Raw genomic sequence first — 25,758 nt, 5'->3', positions numbered from 1 at the left:
GTTTGCGACGCGGTGCCGAGCGGTACCGCCTGCTCGCCCGACCGGCCGCCTTGCTCCCTTGGGCGGCCGGGACGGCGAAGCAACAGAATGACGGAGCAGCAGATGACTGCGGCGACAATACAAAGAAACAGGCCGTCGGGCTTCAGGATCAGCAAGCGGGTGCTGCCCTATCTCCTTAGCTTGCCGGCCTTGCTGGTCTGCATCGGCATCCTGATCCCGTTCTTCACATCGGTGGTCTATTCTTTCCAGCGCTACCGATTGAGCCAGCCTTGGGCGCGGCAATTCAACTGGGGCGACAACTATATCTCGTTCTTCACCGACCCGAAGTTCTGGAACACGCTGCAGGTGTCGCTGCTCTACGCCGGCATCACCGTCGTGCTCGAGTTGCTTCTCGGTCTCGGCATCGCCATGCTGCTGCAAAAGCGCTCGACGCTGAACAACTTCATCTCGATCATGCTGTTGATGCCGCTGATGACGGCGCCAGCGCTCGCCGCGCTGATGTGGAAGCTGATGACCAATCCCGGCTTTGGCGTGCTCAGCTATCTCGCCAGCCTGATCGGGCTGCAGGATTTCCGCTGGGCCTCGTCGCCCTCGACGGCACTGCTCACCGTCGTGCTTGTCGACATCTGGGTCTACACGCCCTTCATCATGATCCTGCTGCTTGCCGGTCTGCGCAGCCTGCCGACGCAGCCCTTCGAGGCGGCAGCACTTGACGGCGTGCCGCGCAGCTTCGTGTTCTTCCGCATCACCCTGCCGATGCTAACCCCCTATATCCTGACGGCGACATTGTTCCGCCTGCTCGATTCCATCCAGCAGTTCGACATCATCTACGCCATGACCCAGGGTGGTCCGGGCGACACGCTGACCGTGTTCCAGGTCGAGGCCTATCTCAACTTCTTCCAGTCGACCAATGTCGGCCGCTCGGCGGCGCTGATGATCATCCTGTGGGCGATCACCTATTTCCTCTCGAACATCTTCATCAAGAACTGGCTGCGGCTGCGCGAACGCGCCCGCGGCCAGGCATAGGAGGCTGGCATGGAACATACCTCCCTTCTCGAACGCATCCTGCGCGGCATAGCCCTGGCGCTGGTCGTGATCTTCTTCATGTTCCCGATCGTCTGGATCCTGATGATGTCATTCCAGACCAACGAGACAATCCTGCGGATTCCGCCACAGCTTGTCTTCGAGCCGACGCTCGCCAACTACACCGCCTTGATCACCGGCAAGCTGATGACGGCGGCCGGCACGCTCGACATCGCCTTCATGCGCAATCTCTGGAATTCCGTCTTCCTGTCGGTCACCTCGGTTGCCGTCGCGTTGCTGCTCGGCGTGCCGGCCGCCTATGCGTTTGCGCGGCATAAGTTTCGCGGCTCGGAGGACATTGCCTTCACGCTGCTGTCGTTCCGTTTCGCGCCGGCGCTGCTGGTGCTTTTGCCGCTCACCCTCTATTTCCAGAAGCTCGGGCTGGCCAATACCTATATCGGGCTGATCTGGGTCTACCAGCTGATCTGCCTGCCGCTGATCCTGTGGATCGTGCGCGGCTATTTCGAGGATATACCGGCCGACATCGAATACGCCTACCGCATTGCCGGACATTCCTGGTTTGCTACCTTCCGCAAGATCGCGCTGCCGCTCGCCGGCCCAGGCATTGCCGCTGCCGGCCTGCTCGCCTTTATCTTTGCCTGGAACAATTTCGTTTTTGCGCTGGTGCTCGCCTCGGCCGACAAGCAGCCGGTGACGGTCGGCGCGCTCGCCTTCATCACGTCCTCCGGCATCCAGTATGGCCAGATTTCGGCGGCGATCGTGCTGTCGATCACGCCGACCCTGGCGCTCGCTCTCTATGCGCAACGCTATCTGGTCGAAGGCCTGTCGCTTGGCGCGGTGAAAGGATAGTCCGATGGCAAGCCTCGAACTGCGAAACATCGTCAAGCGCTATAAAAGCCAGACCGTTCTCGACAATCTGTCGCTGACCGTCGCCGACGGCGAAACGCTGGTCCTGTTCGGACCGTCCGGCGCCGGCAAGACGGTGCTGTTGCGGCTGGTGGCCGGGGTCATCGACCCCGACGAGGGAAAGATCCTCATCGGCGGCGAGGACATGACCGATCTCGACGCCGAGTTCCGCGGCGTCGGCATGGCATTCCAGAACTTCGCGCTGTTCCCGCATATGACGGCGTTCGACAACATAGCCACGCCTCTGCAGGCGAAGCACTCATCGCAGGGCACGATAAAGACCGGCGTCGAGAGCGTCGCTAAGCTGTTGAAAATCGGCCATGTGCTCAGCCACAAGCCGCGGGCGCTGTCCAACGGCCAGAAGCAACGCACCGCGCTTGCCCGCGCGTTGGTCGGCTCGCCGCCGCTGCTGCTGCTCGATGATCCCTTGCGCAACGTCGATGCCAAATTGCGCTTCGAAATGCGCCTCGAGCTGCCAAGGCTGCTCGCCGATCGTGGCGCGACCGTCATCTACGTCACCCAAGACTACAAGGAAGCGATGGCGCTCGGCGACCGCATCGCGGTGATGTCGCAAGGCGTCGTCAAACAGCTCGGCACGCCCGAGCAGATCTATCGCGAGCCGGCCAATGTCGAGATTGCCCGGCTGTTCGGCGACCCGACCATCAACCTTCTGGACGTCAAGCCGTCGCGGGACGCCAAGGGCATCTATGTCGGCCTGTCCAACGTCCAGGTCCATCTTGCCGGCGCGCATGAGGCGGCGGTCGGCCGTGATTGCGTGATCGGCCTGCGGCCGGAGGCTCTGGCGTTTGTTGATGAAGGCACGCCCGGCGCCATCCCGGTGACGGTCGAGGCTGAGACGCCGCTCAACGAGAAGATCGTCACCCTGGCGCGAACCGTGCGCGGCCGTGAAATCTTGGTCTCGCGTCCGTCCGGGACACCTGGCCAATCCGAGGGCAGGGCGCATATAGCCGTCGACAGCAAAAGCGCCCTGCTGTTCGATCGCGCGAGCGGCGAGCGCATTGGCTCGAAAAACGTCGTCAATTTGCGCAGTGGAGAAGCGGCATGAGCCCAAGCGCAATCACCCTCTCAGGCGTCGACAAGTTCTACGGTCCGATCGACCGCGGTGTGCATGCGGTCAAGAACCTGACGATGGAAATCGCCAAGGGCGAGATCGTGGCGCTGCTCGGCTCGTCCGGTTGCGGCAAGACCTCGACATTGCGTATGATCGCAGGCTTCGAAGAGGTCTCGCGTGGCACCATCGCGGTTGCCGGCCGCAAGGTGCACACGTTGCCGCCGGTCAGGCGCAACGTCGCAATGGCCTTCGAGGGCTATTCGCTCTATCCGCCCCTGACCGTGCGCGAGAACATGGCCTTCGCCCTCAAGGCGGCCAGGCTGGCGAAGAGTGCGGTCGATGCAAAGGTTGCCAACATCGCCAAGCTGCTCGAGATCGAGGACATTCTCGAGCGCTATCCGAGCTCGATCTCCGGTGGCCAGCAGCAGCGCGCCAGCCTCGGCCGGGCGCTGATCCGCGAGGCCGACCTGCATCTGCTGGACGAGCCGATGGGCCAGCTCGAGCCGCAGCTTCGCGCCGTGCTGCGCGGCCGCATCAAGCATTTCATCAAGGAGCGTGGCCTGACCGCGATCCTGGTCACGCACGACCAGACCGAGGCCAATGCGCTGGCCGATCGCATCGCCGTCATGGAGGGCGGCGTGCTGCAGCAGTTCGATACGCCTGACAGGCTCAAGGAACGGCCGGCAAACCTGTTCACCGGCACCTTCGTCGGCGAGCCGCCGATGAATGTCTTCGAGGCCTATGTCGGCACGGCTGCCGACAAGATCAGTCTCAAGCTGCCCGACGGGCTTTCGCTCGACTACGACAAGGACGCGTTCAGCGGCCCAGTTCGCGATGAATTGCTCAACCGGCAACGCGTCGTCATCGGTGTCAGGCCCTATGCCGTCCGCCGCTCCAAGGACGGTGTGCCGGCCACGGTTTCGGCCAATCAATGGCTCGGCGACCAGACCCATATCGCCGCCGACTTCGCCGGCGGCTCGCTGGTTCTGGTCGAACATGACCGGACTCGCCTGGAACTCGGGGCGCCTATCAAGGTCAGCATCGATCCAAAAAACCTGCACGTCTTCGATCAGGCGAGCGGCGACGCCATTTCGCACGGCACGGAGCTTGCCTGATGCGGGATGTGCTGATCGGCATCGACGCCGGCACGTCTGTTATCAAATCCGTCGCCTTCGACACGGCGGGCAGGCAGATCGCGGCAGCCGCGCTGCCGAACAGATACGAGACACTGCCGGGTGGCGGCGCCGAGCAGGACCTAGTCCGCACCTGGGCCGATACCGCGACGACCTTGCGCCAACTGGCCGACAAGGTGCCGGATCTCGCCAGCCGGACCATTGCCATCGCCGTGACCGGGCAGGGCGACGGCACCTGGCTGATCGACAAGGATGGCGAGCCGGTGGCCAAGGGCTGGCTGTGGCTCGACGCGCGCGCTGCCGCCGTCGTCGAGGAGATCCGCGCGCGGCCCGAAGACCGGCTGCGCTTCGAAAAGACCGGCAGCGGGCTCGCTGCCTGCCAGCAGGGGTCGCAATTCGTCTTCATGAAGCGGCACATGCCCGCGATGCTTGCCAATGCAGCGACGGCGTTCCACTGCAAGGACTGGCTTTATTTCAAGTTGACCGGCCAACGCGCCACCGACCCGTCCGAAGGCACCTTCACCTTCGGCGACTTCCGCACGCGCAGCTATTGCGACGATGTTCTTGAGGTGCTCGGCGTCACCGATCTCAGGCATCTGCTGCCGCCCATCGTCGATGGCACCAGGCAAAGCACCGCACTGTCGGCGACAGCAGCCGATGCGACCGGCCTGCTTGCCGGCACGCCGGTCGTTCTGGCCTATGTCGATGTCGCCTGCACGGCGCTCGGCGCCGGCCTGTTCGATCGCGAGCGCAAGCCGGGATGCTCGATAATCGGCTCCACCGGAATGCATATGCGGCTTGCCGAGACGCCGGACGAGGTTCTGCTCAACGAAGCTGCAACCGGCTACACGATGACCATGCCGGCACCGGGCGTCTTTGCGCAGATGCAGTCGAACATGGCGGCAACGCTCAACATCGACTGGGTCCTCGGCCTCGCGTCCGGCATTCTCGCCTCGCAAGGTATCACGCGGACCAATGGCGAGATGATCGCGCTGGTCGACCAGTGGATATCGTCGTCCGAGCCAGGCTCGCTGCTCTACCAGCCCTATGTCTCCGAGGCGGGCGAGCGCGGCCCGTTCGTCGATGCCAATGCCAGGGCCGGTTTCGTCGGCATTTCGTCCAGGCACGGCTATGCCGACATGGTTCGTGCGGTGTTCGAAGGGCTGGCTTTCGCGGCACGCGATTGCTACGCCGCCATGGGGCCGCTGCCCGAGGAAATCCGCCTGACTGGTGGAGCGGCCAGGAGCCCGGCTCTGCGCAAGATCCTGGGTGCTGCGGTCGGCGCCGACATTCGCACCAGCGAGCGCGAGGAGGCCGGTGCTGCGGGCGCTGCGATGATTGCTGCGGTCTGCGTCGGCCAGTACGCATCAATGGACGATTGCGTCAGTGAATGGGTCACGCCTTTGCTCCGTGCGGCCGAACCTAGCGACCGAAAACTTGCCGCTGCCTACGAGGCGATTGTTCCGTCCTACACATTGGCGCATGAGGCGCTGCGGCCGGTCTGGCGTTCGCTGGCCGCATCCAGACAAACTGACGTGAATTGAGAAGAGCATGCCCAACAAAATTGCGATCATCGGCGACCGCTTCATGCTTCCGGAAGTGTTTCGCGAGAAAATCGAAGCGGCCTGCGGCGATAATCTCGACATCCGCACCATTGAGACCGCATGGCCCGACGAGCCGATGGAATTCGGCAATGCGGCGCTCGGCCTCGACAAGGTCAAGGAATATTTCGGTGATCCGGACGAGGTGGTCGATTTTATCGGCGATGCCGAAATCTTCGTCACCCAGCTTGCGCCGCTTTCCGAAACCATGATGCAGCGCTTGCCGGCGCTCAGGCTGGTTGCGGTGTCGCGCGGCGGGCCGATCAACATCGACATGGCTGCCGCCAACGCCCATGGCATCACCGTGGTCAATGTGCCCGGCCGCAACGCCAGCGCGGTGGCCGAGTTCACCATCGGCGCCATTCTCGCCGAGACGCGGCTGATCCGCGTCGGCCACGAAGCCTTGCGCAAGGGCGAGTGGCGCGGCGATCTCTACCGCGCCGACCGCACCGGCCGCGAGCTCAACGAAATGACCGTTGGCGTCATCGGCTATGGCAATATCGGCACCAGGCTGGTTCGGCTGCTGCGCGCATTCGGCTGCCGCATCCTGGTCTCCGATCCCTATGTGCAATTGAGCGTCGAGGACCGCAATGCCGGCGTCGAGCTGGTTGCGCTGGACGATCTCCTGTCGCGCTCCGATGTGGTCACGCTGCATTCCCGGGTCACCGAGGAGACGCGCGGCCTGATCGGCAAGGACGCCATTGCCCGGATGAAGCCCGGCGTGATCTTCGTCAATACCGCGCGCGGACCGCTGGTCGACTACGATGCGCTCTACGAGGGGCTCGTCTCGGGGCAGATCGGCAGTGCCATGCTGGAGACGTTCGCCGTCGAGCCGGTGCCGGCCGACTGGCCGCTGCTGCAGCTGCCGAATGTGACGCTGACGCCGCATATCGCCGGCGCGTCGGTACGCACGGTGACTTATGCTGCCGAGCAGGCGGCCGAGGAAGTGCGCCGCTTCATCGCCGGCCTGCCGCCGGTCAATCCATGCTGACGACAGGGCATAGAGCGAGATGAGCGGTGACAGCGAAATCGTCGATCTCTTCGTCATTGGCGGCGGCGTCAATGGCGCCGGCATTGCGCGCGATGCAGCAGGCCGGGGGCTGTCGGTCATCCTCTGCGAAAAAGACGATCTCGCCGAAGGCACCAGTTCGCGATCGGGAAAGCTCGTCCATGGCGGTTTGCGCTATCTCGAATACTACGAGTTCCGCCTAGTGCGGGAGGCGCTTATCGAGCGCGAGGTGCTGCTGGAATCCGCGCCGCACATCATCTGGCCGATGCGCTTCGTGCTGCCGCACAGCCCGGATGATCGGCCGGCCTGGCTGGTCCGGCTCGGCCTGTTCCTCTACGACCATCTTGGCGGCCGCAAGCGGCTGCCGGCCACTCGCACGCTTGACCTGCGCACCGCACCCGAGGGCGCGCCGATCAAGGACAGCTTCAAACGCGGCTTCGAATATTCCGACTGCTGGGTCGACGACGCCCGCCTGGTCGTCATCAACGCGCTCGACGCCGCGGAGCGTGGGACCAGGATATTCACCCGCACTGCCTGCACCGCCGCCCGCCGCGAAAACGGCCTGTGGTCGGTGGAGATGCGCGACGGTCGAACCGGCGTCAGGACCACGGTTCGGGCACGGGCGCTGGTCAACGCCGCCGGCCCCTGGGTCAATGACATCATCAATCGCGTCGCTGGCCAGAATTCCAGGCGCAACGTGCGCCTGGTCAAGGGCAGCCACATCGTCGTGCCGAAATTCTGGGAAGGCCGGCAAGCCTATCTCGTCCAGAACAGCGACAAGCGCGTGATCTTCATCAATCCCTACCAGAACGATCTGGCGCTGATCGGCACCACCGACATTCCTTATGACGGGCGGCCGGAAGACGTGACCGCCAACGCCAGCGAGGTCGACTACCTGATTAAGGTGGTCAACCGCTACTTCAAGCGCCAGCTTGCGCGCAGCGACGTCGTCTACTCGTTTTCCGGCGTCAGGCCGCTTTATGACGACAATGCCGACAATCCGAGCGCGGTCACCCGCGACTATATTTTCGAGCTCGACGTGGCGGCGGGACAGGCGCCGCTGCTTTCCGTCTTCGGTGGCAAGATCACCACCTTCCGCAAGCTGGCCGAGCACGCGCTCGACCGCATCGCCCCGTTCTTCCCGAAGATGGGCAAGCCGTGGACCTCGAAAGGACATCTGCCAGGCGGCGATATCGCCAATGCCGATTTCGAGCAGTTCCTCGGTGACCTCGGCCACGAATATCCCTGGATGCCGGCCTCGCTGGTCAAGCATTATGGCCGGCTCTACGGCACAAGGACGCGTGATCTGGTCGGCGCGGCCGGTTCGCTCGCTGAACTGGGGCGGCGCTTCGGCAAGGATTTGTTCGAGCGCGAAGCCAATTACCTGTTCGAGCATGAATGGGCCGAGACGGCCGCCGATATTCTCGAACGGCGCACCAAACACGGACTGCATCTGTCCGCCGCAGAAAGAACCGCCTTCGAAGACTGGTGCTCGAGCCGGCTGGCGAAGGCAGGCTGATGGCCTTTACGCTGTCCCTCAACACCAACCCGCTGGTCAATCGTTTCGCCGAACCGGACGATCTGATCGATGCGATCGCCTACGACATCGGCATCCGCGACGTGCAGCTCACGCATGAATTCGTCAATCCCGGTTGGCCGGCGGCGACGATCGCCAAATTCATCCGCCTGTTCCGCTCCGCTCTCAACCGCACCGGCGTGCGTGTGACCTCCGCGATGACCGGCCCCTACGGCCGGCTCAATCATTTCGGCCATCCCGATGCCGACGTGCGGCGCTATTATGTCGACTGGTTCAAGACCTTTGCCGAAATTTCGGCCGAGCTCGGCGCCCGCGGCATGGGCACGCAATTCGCGATCTTCACTCATCGTGACTATGACGATCCCGAGCGTCGCGCGCGGCTTTTCGAGATCGCGCTGGAATGCTGGCGCGCGGTCGCCGAGCACGCCAAAGCGGCCGGCTTGACCTACCTGTTCTGGGAGCCGATGTCGGTCGGCCGCGAGTTCGGCCATACGATCGAAAGCTGCCGGACGCTGCAGAGCGAGATCGATGCGGCCGGCATGGCGATCCCGCTCAAGATGATGGTCGATATCGACCATGGCGACGTGACGTCGAGCAATCCGGACGACATCGACCCCTATGCCTGGGCCGAAGCCTTTCCAAAGGAATCGCCGATCATCCACGTCAAGCAATCCTCAATGAACAAGGGTGGCCATTGGCCGTTCATTGCCGCCTACAACAAGGACGGCCGCATCACGCCGGAAAAGCTGCTGGACACTGTTCGCCGTGGCGGCGGCGTCGACAATGAGATCTGCCTCGAATTGTCGTTCCGCGAACGCGAGCCCGTCGACCACCAGGTCGTCGCCATGATCCGCGAATCGGTCGACTATTGGGCGCCCTTCATCGAGGCCGGCAGGGCCGGTCTTTTGCCGAAAGCATGATGGATGAGCAGGTGCCGACGCGGCTCCTGCTCAGAACCGGAATATGTCAGCCGAATTTCGGATCGAGACTGCCCGACTTGTAGCGCTTGGCCATTTCCGAGACCGGCAGCGGCTTGATCCTCGGTGCGTTGCCGGCAGTGCCGAACTGCTCGAAACGCTCCTTGCACAGCTTCCGCATGGCGGCCATCGCCGGCGTCAGATATTTGCGCGGATCGAATTCGCTCGGGTTCTCGGTCAGCACCTTGCGGATCGCGCCGGTCAGCGCCATGCGGTTGTCGGTATCGATATTGATCTTGCGCACGCCATGCTTGATGCCGCGCTGGATTTCCTCGACCGGCACCCCCCATGTCGGCTTCATCTGGCCGCCATATTTGTTGATGATCTCCTGCAGCTCCTCCGGCACCGAGGACGAGCCGTGCATGACGAGGTGCATGTTCGGCAAGCGGCGGTGGATTTCCTCGATGACGTTCATGGCAAGCACCGCGCCGTCCGGCTTGCGGCTGAACTTGTAGGCGCCGTGGCTGGTGCCCATGGCGACGGCCAGCGCATCGACACGGGTGTCGCGCACGAACTGTTCGGCCTGAACCGGGTCGGTCAGCAGCTGATCGTGGCTGATGACGCCCTCGACGCCATGGCCGTCCTCCTGTTCGCCGCCGCCCATCTCCAGCGATCCGAGAACGCCGATCTCGCCCTCCACCGACACGCCGCCCCAATGCGCCATATCGACGACGCGGCGGGTGATATCGGAATTATAGGCGTAGTCGGCCGGCGTCTTGCCGTCTTCCTTCAGCGATCCGTCCATCATCACCGAGGTGAAGCCGTACTGGATTGCGGTAACGCAGGTCGCTTCGTTGTTGCCATGGTCGAGATGCATGCAGACCGGGATATCAGGATGGATTTCGACCAGCGCGTCGATCAGCTTGGCCAGCACGACATCGTTGGCGTAGGCCCGCGCGCCGCGGCTCGCCTGCAGGATGACCGGCGATTTGGTCTCCTCGGCTGCCTCCATGATGGCGAGGCCCTGTTCCATATTGTTCATGTTGAAGGCAGGCACGCCATAACCGTATTCGGCGGCATGATCGAGCAATTGTCTCAGTGTGATGCGAGCCACTCAGTAGTCTCCCGTATCCGGTTTCGAGCCAGTGTTTGCGGGCTGTTCGGCTATTGTCGAGCCCGCTAAAGCTTCTGGCCGGATTTCCGCTGCACCGCAACCGCTGGACGCCCGGCCGACAGCAATTCTTGTTACGGCACGCCGTCAGAAGCGTCATGATATCCCAGGCAGGTATAACATTATCACAAAAATACTGGTGGCTATGCGATGTTTCCTGTTATATCTCGGAACGTGGTTCGGATTGCACGAGGAAGCCGCGGAAATGAAGAGCGACGGCCGTCGGCAAGGCATCATGGATTTTCTGATGGACACCGGCACCGCCAGTGTCGACGATCTTGCCTCGCGCTTCGGCGTATCCAAGATGACCGTCCACCGCGACCTCGACGAGCTCGAGGAGGGCGGCTTCCTGCGCAAGGTACGCGGCGGCGCCTCGATTCAGCCGAGCAGCCTTTTCGAGAGCGATTTCCGCTACCGCCAGAGACTGGCCGGCGACGAGAAAAAGCGCATCGCCGCCGCTGCCGTGACGATGATCGAACCGGGTCAGACGGTGATCATCGACGACGGCTCGACCGCGGGCGGCGTTGCTCGGCATCTCGCCGATCTGCGTCCGCTGACGGTGATCTCGAACAATCTGGCTGTCATCCAGGATTTGGCGGGCGTTGCCGGCATCAACCTGATTGCGCTCGGCGGCCAGTACAGCAAGAAGTTTCACGGCTTCTTCGGCCTGCTCGCCGAGGACACGCTGAAATCATTGCGCGCCGATGTCGCCTTCCTGTCGTCATCGGCTATCCACGGCGCTTCCGCCTTTCACCAGGATCAGGAAGTGGTCCAGACCAAACGGCTGATGATGGCCGCTGCGGCGCGCAAATATCTGCTGGTCGATCACGGCAAGTTCGGCCGCACAGCCTTGCATTTCCTGACCGATCTCAAGGCTTTCGATACCGTCTTCACCGGCCGCGAGCCGCAGCCGCAGATGCGTGCGGCGCTGGATGGTGCCGGCGTGTCGCTGACAGTGGTCGCAGAGTAGGAGGAGCACGCATGGTTTACTGGGTCGGCACCAGCTGGAAAATGAACAAGACGCTCGCCGAGGCGATGGCTTTCACGAGGGCATTGGCCGAGTTCGTCCCCGGTTTCGACGAGCGCATCCAGCCCTTCGTCATCCCACCCTTCACGGCGGTCCGCGAGGTCAAGAAAGCGCTGTCGCCGACGCGCATCAAGGTCGGCGCGCAGAACATGCATTGGGCTGACGCCGGCGCTTGGACCGGCGAGATCTCGCCGGTAATGCTGAAAGACTGCGAACTTGATATGGTAGAGTTGGGCCACAGCGAACGGCGCGAGCATTTCGGCGAGACCGACAAGGCTGTCGGGCTGAAGACCGCAGCGGCGGTGAAGCACGGTCTCGTGCCACTGATCTGCGTCGGCGAGACTTTGGCTCAACGCGACAGCGGGCAGGCGGATACGGTGCTGGCCTTGCAGGTGCACGGCGCGCTGCAGTTTCTCGAAGGCGCGGCCAGGGCGGCGACGATCCTGTTTGCCTATGAGCCGGTCTGGGCGATCGGCGACAAGGGCGTGCCGGCAAGCTCGGACTATGCCGGCAGACAGCAGGCGCTGATCAAGAAAATCGCGCGCGACCTGCTGCCGGCCGTGCCGCCGGTGCTTTATGGCGGCAGCGTCAATCCGCAAAATGCCGCCGAACTGATCGGACAGTCTCATATAGACGGCTTGTTCATCGGCCGTTCCGCCTGGCAGGCGGACGGCTATATAGACATCCTCAAACGCGCCTCAGCGGCGATCTGAACCATCGAACAGGAAGGAAACCGAACATGAAAATAGCCATTGGAGCCGACAGCGCCGGCAAACCGCTGCTCGATGTCATCGCCGCTCACCTGGCCACCAAGCCCGGCCTCACGGTCAGCGATCTCAGCCAGACGGGCTACTACGCCGACCTGTCGCAGAAGCTCGCCCAGACCATCCTGGACGGCGAGAACGATCGCGGCATCCTGTTTTGCGGCACCGGCATCGGCGTATCCATTTCCGCTAACAAGGTTCCCGGCATTCGCGCCGCACTCACCCACGACACCTATTCGGCCGAGCGCGCTGCAAAATCCAACAACGCCCAGATCATCACCATGGGCGCGCGCGTCATCGGCCCGGAATTGGCCAAGTCGATCGTCGATGCATGGCTTGCCTCGGAATTCGATGAGAAGGGACCGTCGGCCGGCAATGTCCAGGCCATCGATAGGCTCGACGCGGCGAAGGTCCGTTAAGCCAGACTGTCCCGTATCGCTTTGATGATCGTGACGGCCGAGGCAGCGCCGGGATCCATATGCCCGAGCGATCGTTCGCCGAGCCGCGAGGAGCGGCCCTTGAAGGCGATCATGTTCTTGGTTGCCTCGGCGCCCCGTTCGGCTGCGGCGAGTGCAGTTTCCAAGCTCTCCAACAGGGTCTTGCCGGCTTCCTGCGCGGCGCCCGCTGCCTGTGCTGCCGGCAGCCAGGCGTCGACCATGGTCTTTTCGCCGAGCTCGGCCTTGCCGCGATCCTGGATGCCTTGCGCCATCGCCCGGAGCATGGCGATGATGTCAGCATCCTCCAGAATTGCCTTGCCTTTGACGGCGGCGGCAGCGCGCATGAAGGCGGTCGCATAGAGTGGGCCTGACGACGCGCCGACGGCGTTGAGGAACGACTTTGCCGCGGTATTGAGCAGCGCCGTCGGTCCGGTCGCCGCGAGGTCGAGTTGCGCCAGCGCCTCGCGTACCGCGCCGAAGCCGAGCGCCATGGCGATGCCGTGGTCGGCGTCGCCGATGACGCCGTCGAGTTGGCAGAGCCTGTCCTTGTCGGCGTCGATCGCCGCCGCGATCTCATCGAACATTCTTTTCAAGCCGGCTGAGTCGATCGAGGTCATGATGCTTTCTCAGCCGGCGCGGAACATGGCGCAGTCGCAGGGATGGTCGAGCATCTCCTGCAATTCGCCGTCGAGATGCATCAGCGTCACTGAGGCGCCGGCCATTTCGAGCGAGGTGCAATAATTGCCGACCCAGGTCGCGTGGACGGAAACGCCGATGTCGTCGAGCCTCTGCTTGACCCGCCGGTTCATGATGTAGAGCTCCATCAGCGGCGTCGAACCGAGCGAATTGACCAGCACGGCGACCTTGTCGCTGCGCGTCGGCGCCATTTCGTCGAGGATCTTGTCCAGCATCTCGTCGGTGATCTCGTCGGCCGTCTTTAGTTTTCCGCGTGCGATGCCCGGCTCGCCATGGATGCCCATGCCGATCTCCATCTCGTCCGGTCCGATTTCGAAATTCGGCCGGCGGGTCTGCGGCAGCGAACAGGGCGAAAGCGCCACGCCCATAGTGAAGGTCTGATCGTTGGCCTTCCTGGCGATACGCTCGCATTCATCGAATGTCAGCATCCGGTCGCATGCGGCACCGACAGCCTTGAAGATGAAGAAATTGCCGGCGACGCCGCGCCGCTTCTGTCTCTGGTCGCGCGGCGCCGAGGCGACATCGTCGGTGGTCAGAACGGTGCGCACTTCGATGTTGTCCATTGCCGCTATTTCGGCGGCCATGTCGAAATTCATCACGTCGCCGGCATAGTTGCCGTACATGAATAGCACGCCAGCACCGCCGCTGGCCGCCTTGGCGCATTCAAGAATCGGGTCCGGCGGCGGCGAGGCAAAAACGTTGCCGATCGCGGCCGCGTCGGCAAGCCCCTTGCCGACGAAGCCGAGGAAGGTCGGCTCGTGGCCCGAGCCACCACCGATGACGAGGCCGACCTTGCCGGGGCGTGGCCCGTCGCGGGCGACGATGGAGCGGGGGCTGCCGTCCGCACGTCTGAGATGGCGCGGATGCGCGGCCAGAATGCCCTCCAGCATCTCGTCGACGGAGCGGTTGCCGTCATTGATGATCTTCTTGGTCTGCACCGGCATCCTCCCTGGTTTTCGTGAGATACTACAGCGCCTTACCGGGATTTCCACCCGGCGGCGGAGATTTCACGCCGCGATGCGTTCGCGTGTCGCCAGCAGTTGCACGCAGGCGCTGGCCGCCTCTTTGCCCTTGACCCTGAAATGCTCGAAGAAGAAGCGGTGATGGTCAGCGCTGTCATGGTAGTTGTGCGGCGTCAGCACCGCCGACAGCACCGGCACGCCAGTCGACAATTGCACGTTCATCATGCCGTCGATGACCGCGCTCGCCACGAACTCATGCCGGTAGATGCCGCCATTGACGACGAACGCGGCGCCGAGGATAGCGGCATAGCGGCCGGTCTCGGCAAGCGTTTTTGCATGCAGGGGAATCTCAAAGGCGCCCGGCACATCGAAGACATCGACGGCAAAGCGTTTCTCCCCGACAACCGCCAGTTCCGCCTCGAATGCTTCAACGCATTGGTCGACGATATCGGCGTGCCAGCGCGCCCGAATGACGGCAACGCGGATCGTTTCATAGTCGTTCTGGGAATGCTGATTCATGGGTCCATCCTTCCGTTTCGAACCAGAATCAGGACGCACGATACGGAGTCCGAACCGCGAAGGCGGACCGTCTTCCATTCGTTCTCTTTCATCCGGACTGTAACCGTCGGCTCCGGAATCACACCGAATCTGCTGACCTTTCCGGTAGTCCGGAAAGCGCTCGCGGGCTTGGCCGAGACCCTTACCGCCGGTGGGGACTTTCACCCCGCCCTGAGAACATTGACGGCGTTTGTATGGAAGGGCCGGATAACGCTGTCAACCACCGACGTCGTCGCGGATGGCGCAGAAATGGCCATCCGTTCCGACTTGGTCACCCTTGAGGGCGAGGGAGGCGCTGATACGTCGCAGCGTCAAATGGCGATCACGGGCAAGGCAGGCAGCACCTTGTCCAAGGTGATGGGAAATTCACGCACACGCACTCCGGTCGCGTTGTAAATGGCGTTGGCGACGGCAGCCCCCGCACCGCAGACGCCGAGCTCGCCGAGACCCTTCGCGCCAAGTGGATTGGCCTTGTCGTCATCTTCCTCGAGGAAGACGACTTCCATCTCGGGGACGTCGCCATTGACCGGGACGTGATATTCGGCAAGATCGTGATTGACGAAGTGGCCATAGCGCGGATCGAGCACCGTCTGCTCCATCAGCGCCGCACCGATCCCCCAGGTCATGCCGCCGATGATTTGCGAGCGTGCAGTCTTGGGGTTGAGGATACGGCCCGCGCCGACCACAGTCAGCATCCGGCGCATGCGGATTTCACCGGTGTCGCAATCGACAGCGACCTTGGCGAAATGCGCTCCGTACGAATGCTGCGAATAAGTCTTGTACGACTCGGTGGTGGCGCCTGCGGCTACGGAGCCTTCGGCCTCGAACCCGTCGGGAGCGATCCTCCCGATGAGATCGGCCAGGCTCGCCGATCGCTGGCCGATCCTGACCTCGCTGTCGGCAAAGTTTGCCTCGGTGGCGTTCGCGCCGCGCAACGGTGACGCTTCGCTCGACTGCGCCGCGTCCAGGATCCGTCCTTTGAGGGCGTTGCACGCATTATACAGGGCCGAACCCGCGCTCGCCGCGCCCCAGGACCCGCCGGAGCCGGCGGTACGCGGGAAGCGGCTGTCGCCGAGCTCCACCTTGACGGACGAGATCGGCACGCCGAGGCTCTCGGCAGCAATCTGGGTCAGGATCGTATAGGTGCCGGTCCCAATGTCGGTCATGTCGAGCCGCGCCGTCACCCGACCGTCCCGGTCGATCGCAACCCGCGCCGTCGCCGCGCCGATGTAGTTCGGACGGATCGCCGCCGCCATGCCGTAGCCGATGAGCTTCCGGCCCTCCCGGGTGCGGCCCGGTGTCGGGTTTCTCCGCTCCCAACCGAAACGGCGGGCGCCTTCCTCCATGCAGGCGACGAGATTGCGGGTGGAGAACGGCACTTCGCGCTCGGGATCCTGAGCCGGTTCGTTGCGGATCCTGAGTTCGATCGGGTCCAGGCCGACCCGCTCGGCGAGCTCATCCACTGCGCATTCGAAAGCCAGCATGCCGGGCGCTTCGCCCGGCGAGCGCATCCATTCGCCGCGGTTGATGTCCAGCGGAACCAGGCGATGGCGGGTGAGACGGTTCGGCGCCGCATAGAGCGAGCGCGGGATGCGAAGCGTGCTGGCGACGCCGGCCCGGAAGTTCGCGAGGGTCTGCGCCGATGTACGGATCGTCAGCTCGTTGCCTGACCAGGCGGCGAGCGTCGCATGCGGCTCCATCGGATTGTGATGTTCGAAGGGGGTCCGGTAAGCGGCATCGATCTTGATCGGCGCCGTCGCAAAGGCGCGCTCGAAGTCGCCGACCACGCTGTCGGTCTCGAAGCCGGCATTGGTCCGCTTTGGCGCGTAGGAGTCGGCGATATGTCCCGGTAGATCGTAGAGGCCCGGCTCCTCGTCGTAGCGCACTCTGATGAGGCCCGCAGCAGCGCGTGCCGCCTCGAATGTCTCCGCAACGACCAGCGCGACCGGCTCGTCGCAATACCGCACCCGATCGCTGTTGAGCGCGGGCCGGGCGCGGGTGAAGACCTCCGGCACCGTCGGCGTGACCGCCGGGCCGAAATCCGGCTGGGCCGGCGCATTGCGGTGCGTCATGACGAGCAGCACTGCCGGCGCCCGTTCGGCTTCGGTCGTGTCGATCTCGGCGATGCGGCCCTTGGCGACGGCGGCGCCGAGAATGTAGCCATAGGCTGTACCATCCAGCTCATTCTCGTAAGCGTATGTGGCGCCGCCCGTCACTTTGAGCGGACCGTCGATGCGGTCGATCGGCCTCCCGATGATGCCAGCACCGGGACGCGGTTTCACTCTTGAATGGGTGGCGGAGCCGGGCAGTCCGGGTATGGTCTCGTTCATAAGTCACCTAAAGATTTTCATTTGGAGTTCGGAAGCATCGAGGCCGCGACGACGCCTCTTTCCTCGCACCTTCATGTTCGTCGCGCAGCGGCCGGAGCTCACGCGGCGATCTCGCCGAAATACTCGCGAAACTCGACCAGCTTCCCTGTCGGGCCGGCGCGCATGAAGATCGCATGCAGGCCAGTGTAGGGCGCGCCGCTGATTGTCCCGCTCCCGCGATCGCAGACGATGACCCAGTCGGCGGCGAAGAGCTTGAGATCGACGGTCGATTTCGTGATCCTGTTTCCTTGCGCTTGATGCGCGGCGGTCCAGGCTGCGAGTGCCGGCTTGCCGTCTGGCGGTCCGTGTCGGCCTCGTTGCTCGCCGACAGGGAATTGGAAGGTCATCGTCTCATCGCAACAATCAAGGAATGCCGTCCAGTCGCCGGAGGCCCAGCCGGCAAAGAAGGCGTCGACGGCGGCCTCGAGCACGTGACGAGCTCCCGGGTCGGATGTGGCGCCCCAAGCTGCGGCGGCAGAAACAAAAAGGCCGCCACCCGCGGCGGCAACGGCGCGTCGCGTGAGTTTCATATCGATCTCCTGCTCGTCGCCTGCATCTGGGAACCGCTGTTCGGGTCGTCGTCTCTGTCATCGTGTCGCCTCACGCACTCTCGACGGCAGCAGCGAGTGTGTGCCGCACCGTTCGTTTCGCCAGCGGGATCTTGAAGTCATTGGCGCCATGCCCAACGGCTCCGGCGAGCGCGGCTTCGGCAGCGTCGGTAAAGGTATCGTCGGACGCCGCTGCGCCTGCCAGCCCGCGCTCCGCCTCCGTCGCGCGCCAGGGTTTCGCTGCCACGCCGCCCATGGCGATCCGAGCGCTTCGGATACGATCGCCGCTTTTTTCGACGATTGCTGCCACCGACACCAGCGCGAAGGCGTAGGAAGCTCGGTCGCGCACTTTGCGGTAAAGCTGCCGGCCGGGTGGTGGCGGCGGCAGGGTAACCGCGACGACCATTTCGCCGTGGCCGAGCACGGTCTCCACATGGGGCATCGTCTCGGGCAATCGATGGAAATTGCCGATCGGGATCGTGCGGGTCTCGCCGCCGGGCGAAACGGTCTCGATCCTGGCGTCGAGCCCGGACATGGCGACCGCCATGTCCGAAGGATGGACCGCGATGCAGGCTTCGCTCGCGCCCAGTACAGCGTGCATGCGGTTGAAGCCTTGAAGCGCCGCGCAGCCCGAACCCGGCTGGCGCTTGTCGCAGGGCATGTTGCGGTCGTAGAAGTAGGGGCAGCGCGTGCGTTGCAGGAGATTGCCGCTGGTCGAGGCCTTGTTGCGTATCTGGCCGGACGCTCCCGCCAGCAGCGCTTGTGTGAGCATCGGATAGCGGGACCTCACCCGCGGGTCGGCGGCAAGATCGCTGTTGCGGACCTGGGCGCCGACCCGAAGCCCGCCTTCTGCCGTCTCCTCGATCCGATCAAGCGGCAGCCGGCTGATGTCGACGAGATGCGCTGGGCGCTCGATATCGAGCTTCATCAGGTCGAGCAGGTTGGTGCCGCCGCTGATGAACTTGGCGTCCGGCCGGGCCGCGACCGCGGCGGCCGCCTGCTGGGCACTCGTTGCACGTTCATAAGTGAAGGACTGCATTGCTCATGCCTCCTCTGCCGCGTCGCGGATTGCAGCGACGATGTTCGGATAAGCGGCACAACGGCAGATGTTGCCGCTCATCCGCTCGCGGATCTCGGCATCGCTGAGAGCGACGGAAGCCGCTGCCACGTCGGCGCTCGCATGGCTCGGCCAGCCGGCCTTGGCTTCGCCCAGCATACCGACCGCCGAGCAGATCTGGCCTGGCGTACAGTAGCCGCACTGGAAACCGTCGCGGGCGACGAAGGCGGCCTGCACCGGATGCAGCCGGTCACCCTCGGCAAGGCCCTCGACCGTGGTGATCTCGTCGCCATCATGCATTGCGGCAAGCGTCAGGCAGGAATTGATCCGGCGTCCATCGACAAGCACCGTGCATGCGCCACACTGGCCGTGATCGCAGCCCTTCTTCGAGCCGGTGAGGCCGAGATGGTTGCGCAGGGCATCGAGCAGCGTCGTCCGCGGGTCGAGTTCGACGGCAAGGTCCTTCGCGTTGATCCGCAACGATATCGGCATCGTCGGTACCGGCGTGCCAGATGCCGTCGCCGTGACGGTGTCGGCCGGCTCGGCGCCGACCGGTATCCCGGTAGCCAGGAGCACCCCGGTCGCCACCCCGCCCTCCAACACGGTTCGACGCGTTGGCCCCCTCCTGTTGTCTGTTTTGGCCATGCAAGATCTCCCAGTCGCAATGAAGGACGCAGACGGCAATTTGACCCCGACAGCGGACCCTCGGGTTCGGTCATCGACACTGGAGGTGGGGGCGCACGCAGCGGCTTTCTTTCAAGAAACCGGCGGCACTATCAGGATTCTGGAGAAGAATTCACCCGATAGGCACGAGGCGTCATGCCCCTGAGACGCCGGAACGTCGTGGTGAAGTGGCTCTGGCTTGAAAAGCCGAGCCGAAAGGCAATGGTACTGATCGACAAACCCGTTTCGCGCAACAGTGCCTCCGCTCGCCGCACCCGTTCCTCGATTACATAGGCATAGGGGGCAAGACCGGTCGTCGCCTTGAAGCGCCGCGCAAAACTGTCGACGGCCAAGTCGGCGACAGCTGCAAGCTCGCTTAGCGAAATGTCGGAATTCATACGTGCATCGATATAATCCCGAACTCGACCAAGTGCTCGGCGGCTGAGACAGCCGTGACGTACGAGCGGCTGTTGCTCGCGGCTCAGGTTGGCCACGCGGAGGCTGACGAGGGCCACCAGATGCTCGACATAGGCAGTGTCCGGCTTGTGACCGAGGGCCATCTCGTCGCGAAGCGAACTCAGCAGCGTGGCGACGACCGCGTCCTTCTTGTTTACCAGTATCGGCAGGTTCCTCAGGCGTTCGCATCCGGGAAGCCCGATATCGGAATCGATCCACAGGGCTGAATAGGAGAGGTTTACATCGCGATAGAAGCCCTGTCGCTCCGCGCCTGCCGGGACGAAGGTGAGGGCTCCGGGATGATCCATTCCGTCGTAGAGGGATCTTGCCTCGTGCCGGATAGACGTATGGGACGTGCCGCCTTCTTCGGTCAGCACGATCAGATGATGAGGGGCTGTCCAGCGGAGCTCCGCCTCCCGGCACGCCCACCGCCGGTTGTCGAAAACGATCGAGGAGCTGACCCATGACGCGGTTTGCAGGGGCTCCGACTTTTCCTCCTGGCTCCGAACCCGTCCGTCACCAAGCAGCGGTCTGAATGACATCGCGGCATCCCGCTGGTTCACTCGCCGAGCCGTGGTCAGCCCCGGCTTGAGCGTTGCGCCGCCCCGCCGCTACGCATACGACCGTCCATCTGGGACAGGCAACGGACGTTTTTAACCGCGCCGTGTTCAAGAAATCGTGAGATCAGGCAAAATCCAGGGCTCCTCCTGGCACTCCAAAGCGGATCATCCGCGCTCGGGAAACATCGCCTTCAGGCCTTCGCGCGAGGCCGTGGCGACGCCGCGTTCGGTGATCAAGCCGGTGACCAGCCGCGCCGGCGTCACGTCGAAGGCAGGGTTGGCCGCCGGCGTGGCTTCCGGCGACACGCGGACCTGGGCAATCTCGCCGGAAGCGGTCTTGCCCCAGACCAGCGAGACCTCGTCGGGCGAACGCTGCTCGATCGGGATTTCGGCCAACCCGTCCCCCACCGTCCAGTCGATCGTCGGCGACGGCAGCGCGACATAGAACGGCACGTCGTTGTCCGCGGCGGCCAGTGCCTTGAGATAGGTACCGATCTTGTTGCAGACATCGCCGTCGGCGGTGGTCCTGTCGGTGCCGACGACGACCATGTCGACCTGGCCGCGCTGCATCAGATGGCCGCCGGCATTGTCGACGATCAGCGTGTGCGGCACGCCGTGGCCGGCCATCTCCCAGGCGGTCAATTGGGCGCCCTGGTTGCGCGGTCGCGTTTCGTCGACATAGACGTGGACTGGAATGCCGGCTTCCGTCGCCAGATAGATCGGCGCGGTGGCGGTGCCGTAGTCGACGGTGGCCAGCCAGCCGGCGTTGCAGTGGGTCAGGATATTGACCGGTTCGCCCGGCTGCTTGCGCGCCGCGATCGTCTTGATGATTTCGAGCCCATGGGCGCCGATGGCGCGGTTGAGGCCGACATCCTCGTCGGCGATCTCGCCGGCACGCCGATAGGCGGCTGCGGCACGTTCTGCCAGGGGAAGCGCCAGCAGGAAGCGCTGCATTTCATTCAGCGCCCACCGCAAATTGATCGCCGTCGGGCGCGTTTCGTGCAGGGTTGCCCAGACGGCGTCGAGCGCCGCATCCGACGGATCGTCGGCCATCTGCATGGCGACGCCATAGGCGGCAGTGACGCCGATCAGCGGCGCCCCGCGCACCCACATGTCGCGGATTGCCGTGGCGATGCCGGCGACGGTATCGATCTTTTCGATGCGGAAATCATGCGGCAGCCAGCGCTGGTCAATGATCTCCACCGAACGCCCGTCGTCACTCGGCCAGATCGTGCGGTAGTGGCGGTCACCGACGTTCAAATCCTGCTCTCCCGTTCGATCAGCGCGGCCAATTGGTTGACCTCGTCGATGCTGTGGATCTGGCGCCGGTTGACGGCGAGGTGACGGCCGAATTTCAGCGCCTTTGCCTCACATCTGGCGCGCAGATCCTGATCGGCAATGGTCTCGAAATCGGCATTGTGGGCAAGTCCGAGAATTCGCCGGTGAACCTCGACGCCGGCAAAGCCGAGCAGATCGGTCCAGATCGAATGCAGCATGTGGTCGAGCGCCTGCTCGGCGCCAAGCCTGTCGCCCTGATCCTCGAACAGGCTCTTCTGGTAGAGCATGCCGTCACGCTCGGTTCGCCACAGATGCGAGAACTCGGCGCGGAATGCCGACCATGTATCGACCGTGACGTCGAGCAGATAGGCGCGCATGGCGTCGCGCTTGCCATTCTGCTCATGGCCGCGCTGCGAGAAGAACGCCATCCAGAAATTGGCGAGCAGCATGCCAACATCGAAGGCGATCGGGCCGTAGAAGGCGAATTCGGGGTCGATCATCCGTGTTTCGGTGTCGGTGACCATGATCGAGCCGGAATGCAGGTCGCCATGCAGCAGCGTCTCGGCATTGGCGGCGAAGAGGTGCTTCATCCGCTGCGCCTCGACCTTGAGGTCGCGGTCGGCGCGCAGTTCGGCGACAATGCCATCGAGCTGCGGGCTGGTGTGCCGGTTCATCTTAGCATCGAAATACGGGTCCGAGAAAACCAGGTTCTCGGTGATGTCACAGAGTTCGACATTGTCGGCGAACAGCGCCAGATCGGCCTTGCGGTCCTTGGTCGCCATGCTGAGGTCGGAGCCGCGAAACAGCGTGCGGGCCATGAACAGGCCGATGTCTTTCGCGATGTTAGGCAGTTGCCGGCCCTCGATCAGCGCCCGCCGCAGGATAATGTGCGGCGACAGATATTCCATGATGATCAGCGCCTGGCCTTCGTCGAAGTGATAGATATCAGGCACGGAACCCGGCGCCCGCGCCTGTTGCCGCGTCAGCGCATGATATTCGAATAAGGAGCGTTTCAACGGCAGCGGCCAGCTGTCGCCGACCAGCCGGACGTAGGGCAGGGCCTGCTTGACCACGGCCGCACCCTCAGCACCCTCGACAATGAACACCAGGTTCAGATTGCCGTCGCCGACTTCACGGACCTTCCAGCGGCTCGTATCCTTGCCGATCTGCGAACACAGGGCCCCGTTGGCACGGAGACGGCCCGCCAGTGTCTCGACCGACAGTGCTTCGAACGGCGATTTCCCAGTCATCCTCACCTCCCGCTTATGTGCTCCGATGATAGCGGAGCCATGGCGGTCGGGCCAAGCTAGGAAGCCCGCTAGCAATTGTCAATCGTGTTGACAATTGCCGATATAGCCCATAGCGTCACGGTCAGGGAGGAACGAATGGGCAATGATGCCGTGTTCCGCGTCGACGGCCTGAGGAAATCCTTTGGCCATATCGAGGTGCTTGGCGGCGTCTCGCTCGAATTGCATGCCGGCGAAGTCACCGTGCTGATGGGTGCCAACGGCGCCGGCAAATCCACCCTCGTCAAGATCATCAGCGGCGTCTACGACCATGGCGGCGGCTCGATGTCGCTTGTCGGTCAGGACTTTGCGCCGAAAACGCCGGCCGAGGCGATCTGCGCCGGCGTCGTCACCGTCCACCAGAACATCAATGACGGCGTCGTCGCCGACCTCGACGTCGCAACCAACCTCACGCTCGACAGGCTGAGCGGCAGCGGCGTGCCGACGCTGTTCAATCCAGGCCGGGTGCGCCGTGAGGCCAAGGCGGTTGCCGACCGCATGGGGCTGGCCATCGACCTCAAGGCCCGCATCAGTGACCTCTCGCTGGCCGATCGTCAGATGGTGGCGATCGCCCGCGCCATGGCGCACCGGCCGAAAGTGCTGATCCTCGACGAGCCGACCTCCTCGCTGTCCAGTGCCGAAGCCGACCGGCTGTTCGCATTGCTCGACCGGCTTCGCCAGCAAGGCGTGGCCATTCTCTATATTTCGCACCGTATGTCTGACATCAGACGGCTTGCCGACCGCATCATTTCGATGCGCGACGGGGTCATCTCAGGTATCTTCGACAGGAAGCCGCTGGACTATGAAGGTGCGGTCAACGCCATGCTCGGCCGCAAGATCCAACTCGAGCGGATCGTCGCCAGGAATTCGGCCAAATCAATTTTTATTGCCGACGGCTTGCGGATTGCCGAAGGCGCCAGGCCGATTTCGCTGACGCTCGGCGACGGCGAGGTCGTCGCCATCACCGGCCTCGTCGGCGTCGGCAAGACCGCGCTCGCCGAGACGCTGTTCGGCTTGCGCCAGCCGCTGTCCGGGACCATGGTGCTGAACGGGAAACCCTATGCTCCGGCGTCGACGGGCGAAGCGATTGCCGCCGGCGTGTTTCTCGTCGCCAAGGACCGGGGCGAAAACGGCATCGTCGGCGACTTCAACATCCAGGAAAATATCAGCCTGCCGTTCCACAGGCGAATGTCGCGTCTCGGCGTCCTCAAGCGCCGCATCGAACGCGCCATTGCCCGCCAGCAGATCCAGGAGTTGGGCATCGTCTGCCGCTCGGAGAAGGACGAGATGTCGTCGCTTTCCGGCGGCAATCAGCAGAAGGTGATGGTCGCCCGCTGGATATCGCAGACCGCAAGGCTTTTCATCCTCGACGAGCCATTTCAGGGCGTCGACATTTCGGCCAGGCGCGATATCGCCGCCAAGCTGCGGGCCAGCGCCAGCGGCCGCGCGACGCTGCTGTTCGTCACCGAACTCGACGAAGCCCTGGAGACGGCCGATCGCATTCTGGTGATGTCGGAGCAGACGATCGTCGGCGAGCACCGCAACACCGATGTCGATCTCGAGCGGCTGCTGGCCGAAGTGGCGGGCGGGCCGTTGCACAGCGCAGCCTGACGGCAGGAAGACGATGAGAATTGGAATGGAGAGGGCATGAGTTCAGGTTGGGTAAAGACAGTGCCAGCGTGCGGGGGCGCTGAATGATCCTGCGCGACAATGCCATCCGCTACGGCTTCATCGTCCTGTTGTTCGGTCTGATCGCCTATTTCGCCATTGCCGCCGATGGCTTCGTCTCGCCGCAAAGCGCCGTCTTCATCTTCCAGTCGGTCGCCATCACCGGCGTTCTGGCGCTCGGCGTCACCGCCACGCTGGTCGTCGGTGGCTTCGACCTGTCGATCGGTTCGGTCGCCACCAGCGCCATGATGGCGGCTGCCTATGTCATGGTGGTGCTGGAACAGAACGCCGTCGTGGCGGTCGTCGCCTGTCTTGTGATCGGCGCCGTTGTCGGCCTCATCAATGGCTGGCTGATCGTCCATATGCGGGTGCCGGACCTTTTGGCGACGCTCGGCATGATGTTCCTGCTCGTCGGCCTGCAGCGCATCCCTACCGAGGGCCGTTCGATCGCCACCGGCATGACCATGCCCGACGGCTCGGTCGCCAACGGCAGCTTCGGCGCCGCGTTTCTGGCGCTTGGCCGCCATCGCTTCGATTTCTTCATCCCGAACCTCATTCCGGTGTCGGTCGTCGTCCTGCTCGTGCTGGCGGTGCTGATCTGGTTCTTTCTCGAATACACCCGTTTCGGCCGCATGATGTACGCCGTCGGCAGCAACGAGCGCGCTGCCGAACTCGCCGGCGCGCCTGTCAAGGCATACAAAATCTGGGCCTACGTTATTTCTGGGGTTTTTGCCTCGATCGGCGGCATTTTGCTCGCCGCCCGGCTTGGACGCGGCGACATCGCCTCGGGTAATAATCTGTTGCTCGACGCGGTGGCTGCGGCACTCATCGGTTACGCGGTCCTCGGCGCCGCAAAGCCGAACGCCTTCGGCACGGCCGTCGGCGCGGTGTTTGTCGGCGTGCTGCTGCAGGGCCTGACGATGATGAACGCGCCTTACTACACGCAGGATTTCGTCAAGGGCGTGGTTCTCGTGGTCGCCCTTGTCTTCACCTTCGCACTGTCCGGCAGGGGCAGGAGATAGGGTTCGACCGGGTCACA

General features: G+C 63.7%; 24 protein-coding genes and 1 riboswitch. Of the genes, 13 read left to right on the top strand and 11 right to left on the bottom strand.

Annotation, left to right across the window (positions count from 1 at the left end):
• Nucleotides 1-102: 102 nt before the first annotated feature.
• Genes NKI22_RS06275 through NKI22_RS06240 form a run of 8 tightly spaced genes read left to right on the top strand, consistent with a single transcriptional unit; the run spans nucleotide 103 to nucleotide 9,222 of the window.
• Entirely contained in the window at nucleotides 103-1,026 is a 924-nt protein-coding gene (locus NKI22_RS06275) for a carbohydrate ABC transporter permease (protein ID WP_023716724.1), read from the top strand.
• A gap of 9 nt (nucleotides 1,027-1,035) precedes the next feature.
• Nucleotides 1,036-1,893 carry a carbohydrate ABC transporter permease gene (locus NKI22_RS06270; protein ID WP_023676025.1) on the top strand — a complete coding sequence of 286 codons (858 nt, stop codon included), beginning with the start codon at nucleotides 1,036-1,038 and terminating at the stop codon, nucleotides 1,891-1,893.
• A gap of 4 nt (nucleotides 1,894-1,897) precedes the next feature.
• Nucleotides 1,898-3,016 carry an ABC transporter ATP-binding protein gene (locus tag NKI22_RS06265; protein WP_023716726.1) on the top strand — a complete coding sequence of 373 codons (1,119 nt, stop codon included), beginning with the start codon at nucleotides 1,898-1,900 and terminating at the stop codon, nucleotides 3,014-3,016.
• Nucleotides 3,013-4,137: an ABC transporter ATP-binding protein gene (locus tag NKI22_RS06260; protein WP_023716727.1), complete on the top strand. Its 1,125-nt coding sequence runs from the start codon at nucleotides 3,013-3,015 to the stop codon at nucleotides 4,135-4,137. Before NKI22_RS06265 ends, NKI22_RS06260 begins: the two co-directional genes overlap by 4 nt.
• The gene (locus NKI22_RS06255) at nucleotides 4,137-5,699 is read left to right on the top strand and encodes an FGGY-family carbohydrate kinase (RefSeq protein WP_023716728.1); all 1,563 of its coding nucleotides are present in this window, start codon (nucleotides 4,137-4,139) and stop codon (nucleotides 5,697-5,699) included. Before NKI22_RS06260 ends, NKI22_RS06255 begins: the two co-directional genes overlap by 1 nt.
• A gap of 7 nt (nucleotides 5,700-5,706) precedes the next feature.
• Nucleotides 5,707-6,747 carry a 2-hydroxyacid dehydrogenase gene (locus tag NKI22_RS06250; RefSeq protein WP_023716729.1) on the top strand — a complete coding sequence of 347 codons (1,041 nt, stop codon included), beginning with the start codon at nucleotides 5,707-5,709 and terminating at the stop codon, nucleotides 6,745-6,747.
• A 19-nt stretch (nucleotides 6,748-6,766) separates the two neighbouring features.
• Nucleotides 6,767-8,284: a glycerol-3-phosphate dehydrogenase gene (locus NKI22_RS06245; protein WP_352937218.1), complete on the top strand. Its 1,518-nt coding sequence runs from the start codon at nucleotides 6,767-6,769 to the stop codon at nucleotides 8,282-8,284.
• Nucleotides 8,284-9,222 (top strand): sugar phosphate isomerase/epimerase family protein, encoded by a 939-nt coding sequence (locus NKI22_RS06240; RefSeq protein ID WP_023716731.1) that lies wholly within the window; start codon nucleotides 8,284-8,286, stop codon nucleotides 9,220-9,222. Before NKI22_RS06245 ends, NKI22_RS06240 begins: the two co-directional genes overlap by 1 nt.
• 46 nt (nucleotides 9,223-9,268) lie before the next feature.
• Here the strand turns inward: NKI22_RS06240 and fba are convergent, their stop codons facing one another.
• A complete protein-coding gene (gene fba / locus NKI22_RS06235) occupies nucleotides 9,269-10,333 on the bottom strand; it encodes a class II fructose-bisphosphate aldolase (protein ID WP_023716732.1) in 1,065 nt (354 codons plus the stop codon).
• Between the two features lie 262 nt (nucleotides 10,334-10,595).
• On the opposite strand from fba, the gene NKI22_RS06230 reads away from it, so the two are divergent.
• The 3 genes from NKI22_RS06230 to derI are packed head-to-tail and all read left to right on the top strand — an operon-like array spanning nucleotide 10,596 to nucleotide 12,600.
• A complete protein-coding gene (locus tag NKI22_RS06230; protein WP_031193326.1) occupies nucleotides 10,596-11,360 on the top strand; it encodes a DeoR/GlpR family DNA-binding transcription regulator in 765 nt (254 codons plus the stop codon).
• Nucleotides 11,361-11,371: 11 nt separating this feature from the next.
• Entirely contained in the window at nucleotides 11,372-12,130 is a 759-nt protein-coding gene (locus NKI22_RS06225) for a triose-phosphate isomerase (RefSeq protein ID WP_023716733.1), read from the top strand.
• 26 nt (nucleotides 12,131-12,156) lie between these two features.
• Nucleotides 12,157-12,600: a D-erythrulose-4-phosphate isomerase gene (gene derI, locus NKI22_RS06220; protein WP_023716734.1), complete on the top strand. Its 444-nt coding sequence runs from the start codon at nucleotides 12,157-12,159 to the stop codon at nucleotides 12,598-12,600.
• Here derI and dhaL read toward each other — a convergent pair.
• The 10 genes from dhaL to mtnK all read right to left on the bottom strand — a co-directional run bounded on the left by dhaL (nucleotide 12,597) and on the right by mtnK (nucleotide 23,015).
• Nucleotides 12,597-13,235, bottom strand: coding sequence for a dihydroxyacetone kinase subunit DhaL (dhaL, locus tag NKI22_RS06215; RefSeq protein WP_023716735.1), 639 nt, complete (start codon nucleotides 13,233-13,235; stop codon nucleotides 12,597-12,599). The two genes, derI and dhaL, sit on opposite strands and share 4 nt — an antisense overlap.
• Before the next feature lie 9 nt (nucleotides 13,236-13,244).
• On the bottom strand, nucleotides 13,245-14,252 hold the full coding sequence (locus tag NKI22_RS06210; RefSeq protein WP_023716736.1) for a dihydroxyacetone kinase subunit DhaK: 1,008 nt from the start codon (nucleotides 14,250-14,252) through the stop codon (nucleotides 13,245-13,247).
• A 69-nt stretch (nucleotides 14,253-14,321) separates the two neighbouring features.
• Nucleotides 14,322-14,795, bottom strand: coding sequence for a 6,7-dimethyl-8-ribityllumazine synthase (locus NKI22_RS06205; protein ID WP_023716737.1), 474 nt, complete (start codon nucleotides 14,793-14,795; stop codon nucleotides 14,322-14,324).
• Between the two features lie 76 nt (nucleotides 14,796-14,871).
• A riboswitch (FMN riboswitch) is annotated at nucleotides 14,872-15,017 on the bottom strand.
• Nucleotides 15,018-15,145: 128 nt separating this feature from the next.
• Complete coding sequence (locus tag NKI22_RS06200) at nucleotides 15,146-17,164, bottom strand: xanthine dehydrogenase family protein molybdopterin-binding subunit (protein ID WP_036244135.1); 2,019 nt, start codon at nucleotides 17,162-17,164, stop codon at nucleotides 15,146-15,148.
• A 98-nt stretch (nucleotides 17,165-17,262) separates the two neighbouring features.
• Nucleotides 17,263-17,733 carry a nuclear transport factor 2 family protein gene (locus NKI22_RS06195; RefSeq protein WP_023716739.1) on the bottom strand — a complete coding sequence of 157 codons (471 nt, stop codon included), beginning with the start codon at nucleotides 17,731-17,733 and terminating at the stop codon, nucleotides 17,263-17,265.
• Nucleotides 17,734-17,803: 70 nt separating this feature from the next.
• Nucleotides 17,804-18,790, bottom strand: a complete 987-nt coding sequence (locus NKI22_RS06190) for an FAD binding domain-containing protein (RefSeq protein WP_023716740.1) — start codon at nucleotides 18,788-18,790, stop codon at nucleotides 17,804-17,806.
• A 3-nt stretch (nucleotides 18,791-18,793) separates the two neighbouring features.
• Nucleotides 18,794-19,453 (bottom strand): 2Fe-2S iron-sulfur cluster-binding protein, encoded by a 660-nt coding sequence (locus NKI22_RS06185; RefSeq protein WP_023716741.1) that lies wholly within the window; start codon nucleotides 19,451-19,453, stop codon nucleotides 18,794-18,796.
• Between the two features lie 131 nt (nucleotides 19,454-19,584).
• The gene (locus NKI22_RS06180; RefSeq protein ID WP_023716742.1) at nucleotides 19,585-20,469 is read right to left on the bottom strand and encodes a helix-turn-helix domain-containing protein; all 885 of its coding nucleotides are present in this window, start codon (nucleotides 20,467-20,469) and stop codon (nucleotides 19,585-19,587) included.
• Between the two features lie 183 nt (nucleotides 20,470-20,652).
• Nucleotides 20,653-21,747: an S-methyl-5-thioribose-1-phosphate isomerase gene (gene mtnA, locus NKI22_RS06175; protein ID WP_023716743.1), complete on the bottom strand. Its 1,095-nt coding sequence runs from the start codon at nucleotides 21,745-21,747 to the stop codon at nucleotides 20,653-20,655.
• On the bottom strand, nucleotides 21,744-23,015 hold the full coding sequence (mtnK, locus tag NKI22_RS06170) for an S-methyl-5-thioribose kinase (RefSeq protein WP_023716744.1): 1,272 nt from the start codon (nucleotides 23,013-23,015) through the stop codon (nucleotides 21,744-21,746). The genes mtnA and mtnK overlap by 4 nt, the downstream gene beginning before the upstream one ends.
• A 135-nt stretch (nucleotides 23,016-23,150) precedes the next feature.
• Between mtnK and NKI22_RS06165 the strand changes: the two genes are divergently transcribed.
• Nucleotides 23,151-24,662: a sugar ABC transporter ATP-binding protein gene (locus NKI22_RS06165; protein WP_023716745.1), complete on the top strand. Its 1,512-nt coding sequence runs from the start codon at nucleotides 23,151-23,153 to the stop codon at nucleotides 24,660-24,662.
• 83 nt (nucleotides 24,663-24,745) lie between these two features.
• On the top strand, nucleotides 24,746-25,741 hold the full coding sequence (locus NKI22_RS06160) for an ABC transporter permease (RefSeq protein WP_352856046.1): 996 nt from the start codon (nucleotides 24,746-24,748) through the stop codon (nucleotides 25,739-25,741).
• The last annotated feature ends 17 nt before the right edge of the window (nucleotides 25,742-25,758 follow it).

Origin of the sequence: Mesorhizobium sp. M0778 (assembly GCF_040320105.1) — a bacterium.
GTDB lineage: Bacteria > Pseudomonadota > Alphaproteobacteria > Rhizobiales > Rhizobiaceae > Mesorhizobium.
Note: the sequence above shows the minus strand (reverse complement) of the source record. Positions and strands in the feature narration are given on the sequence as shown.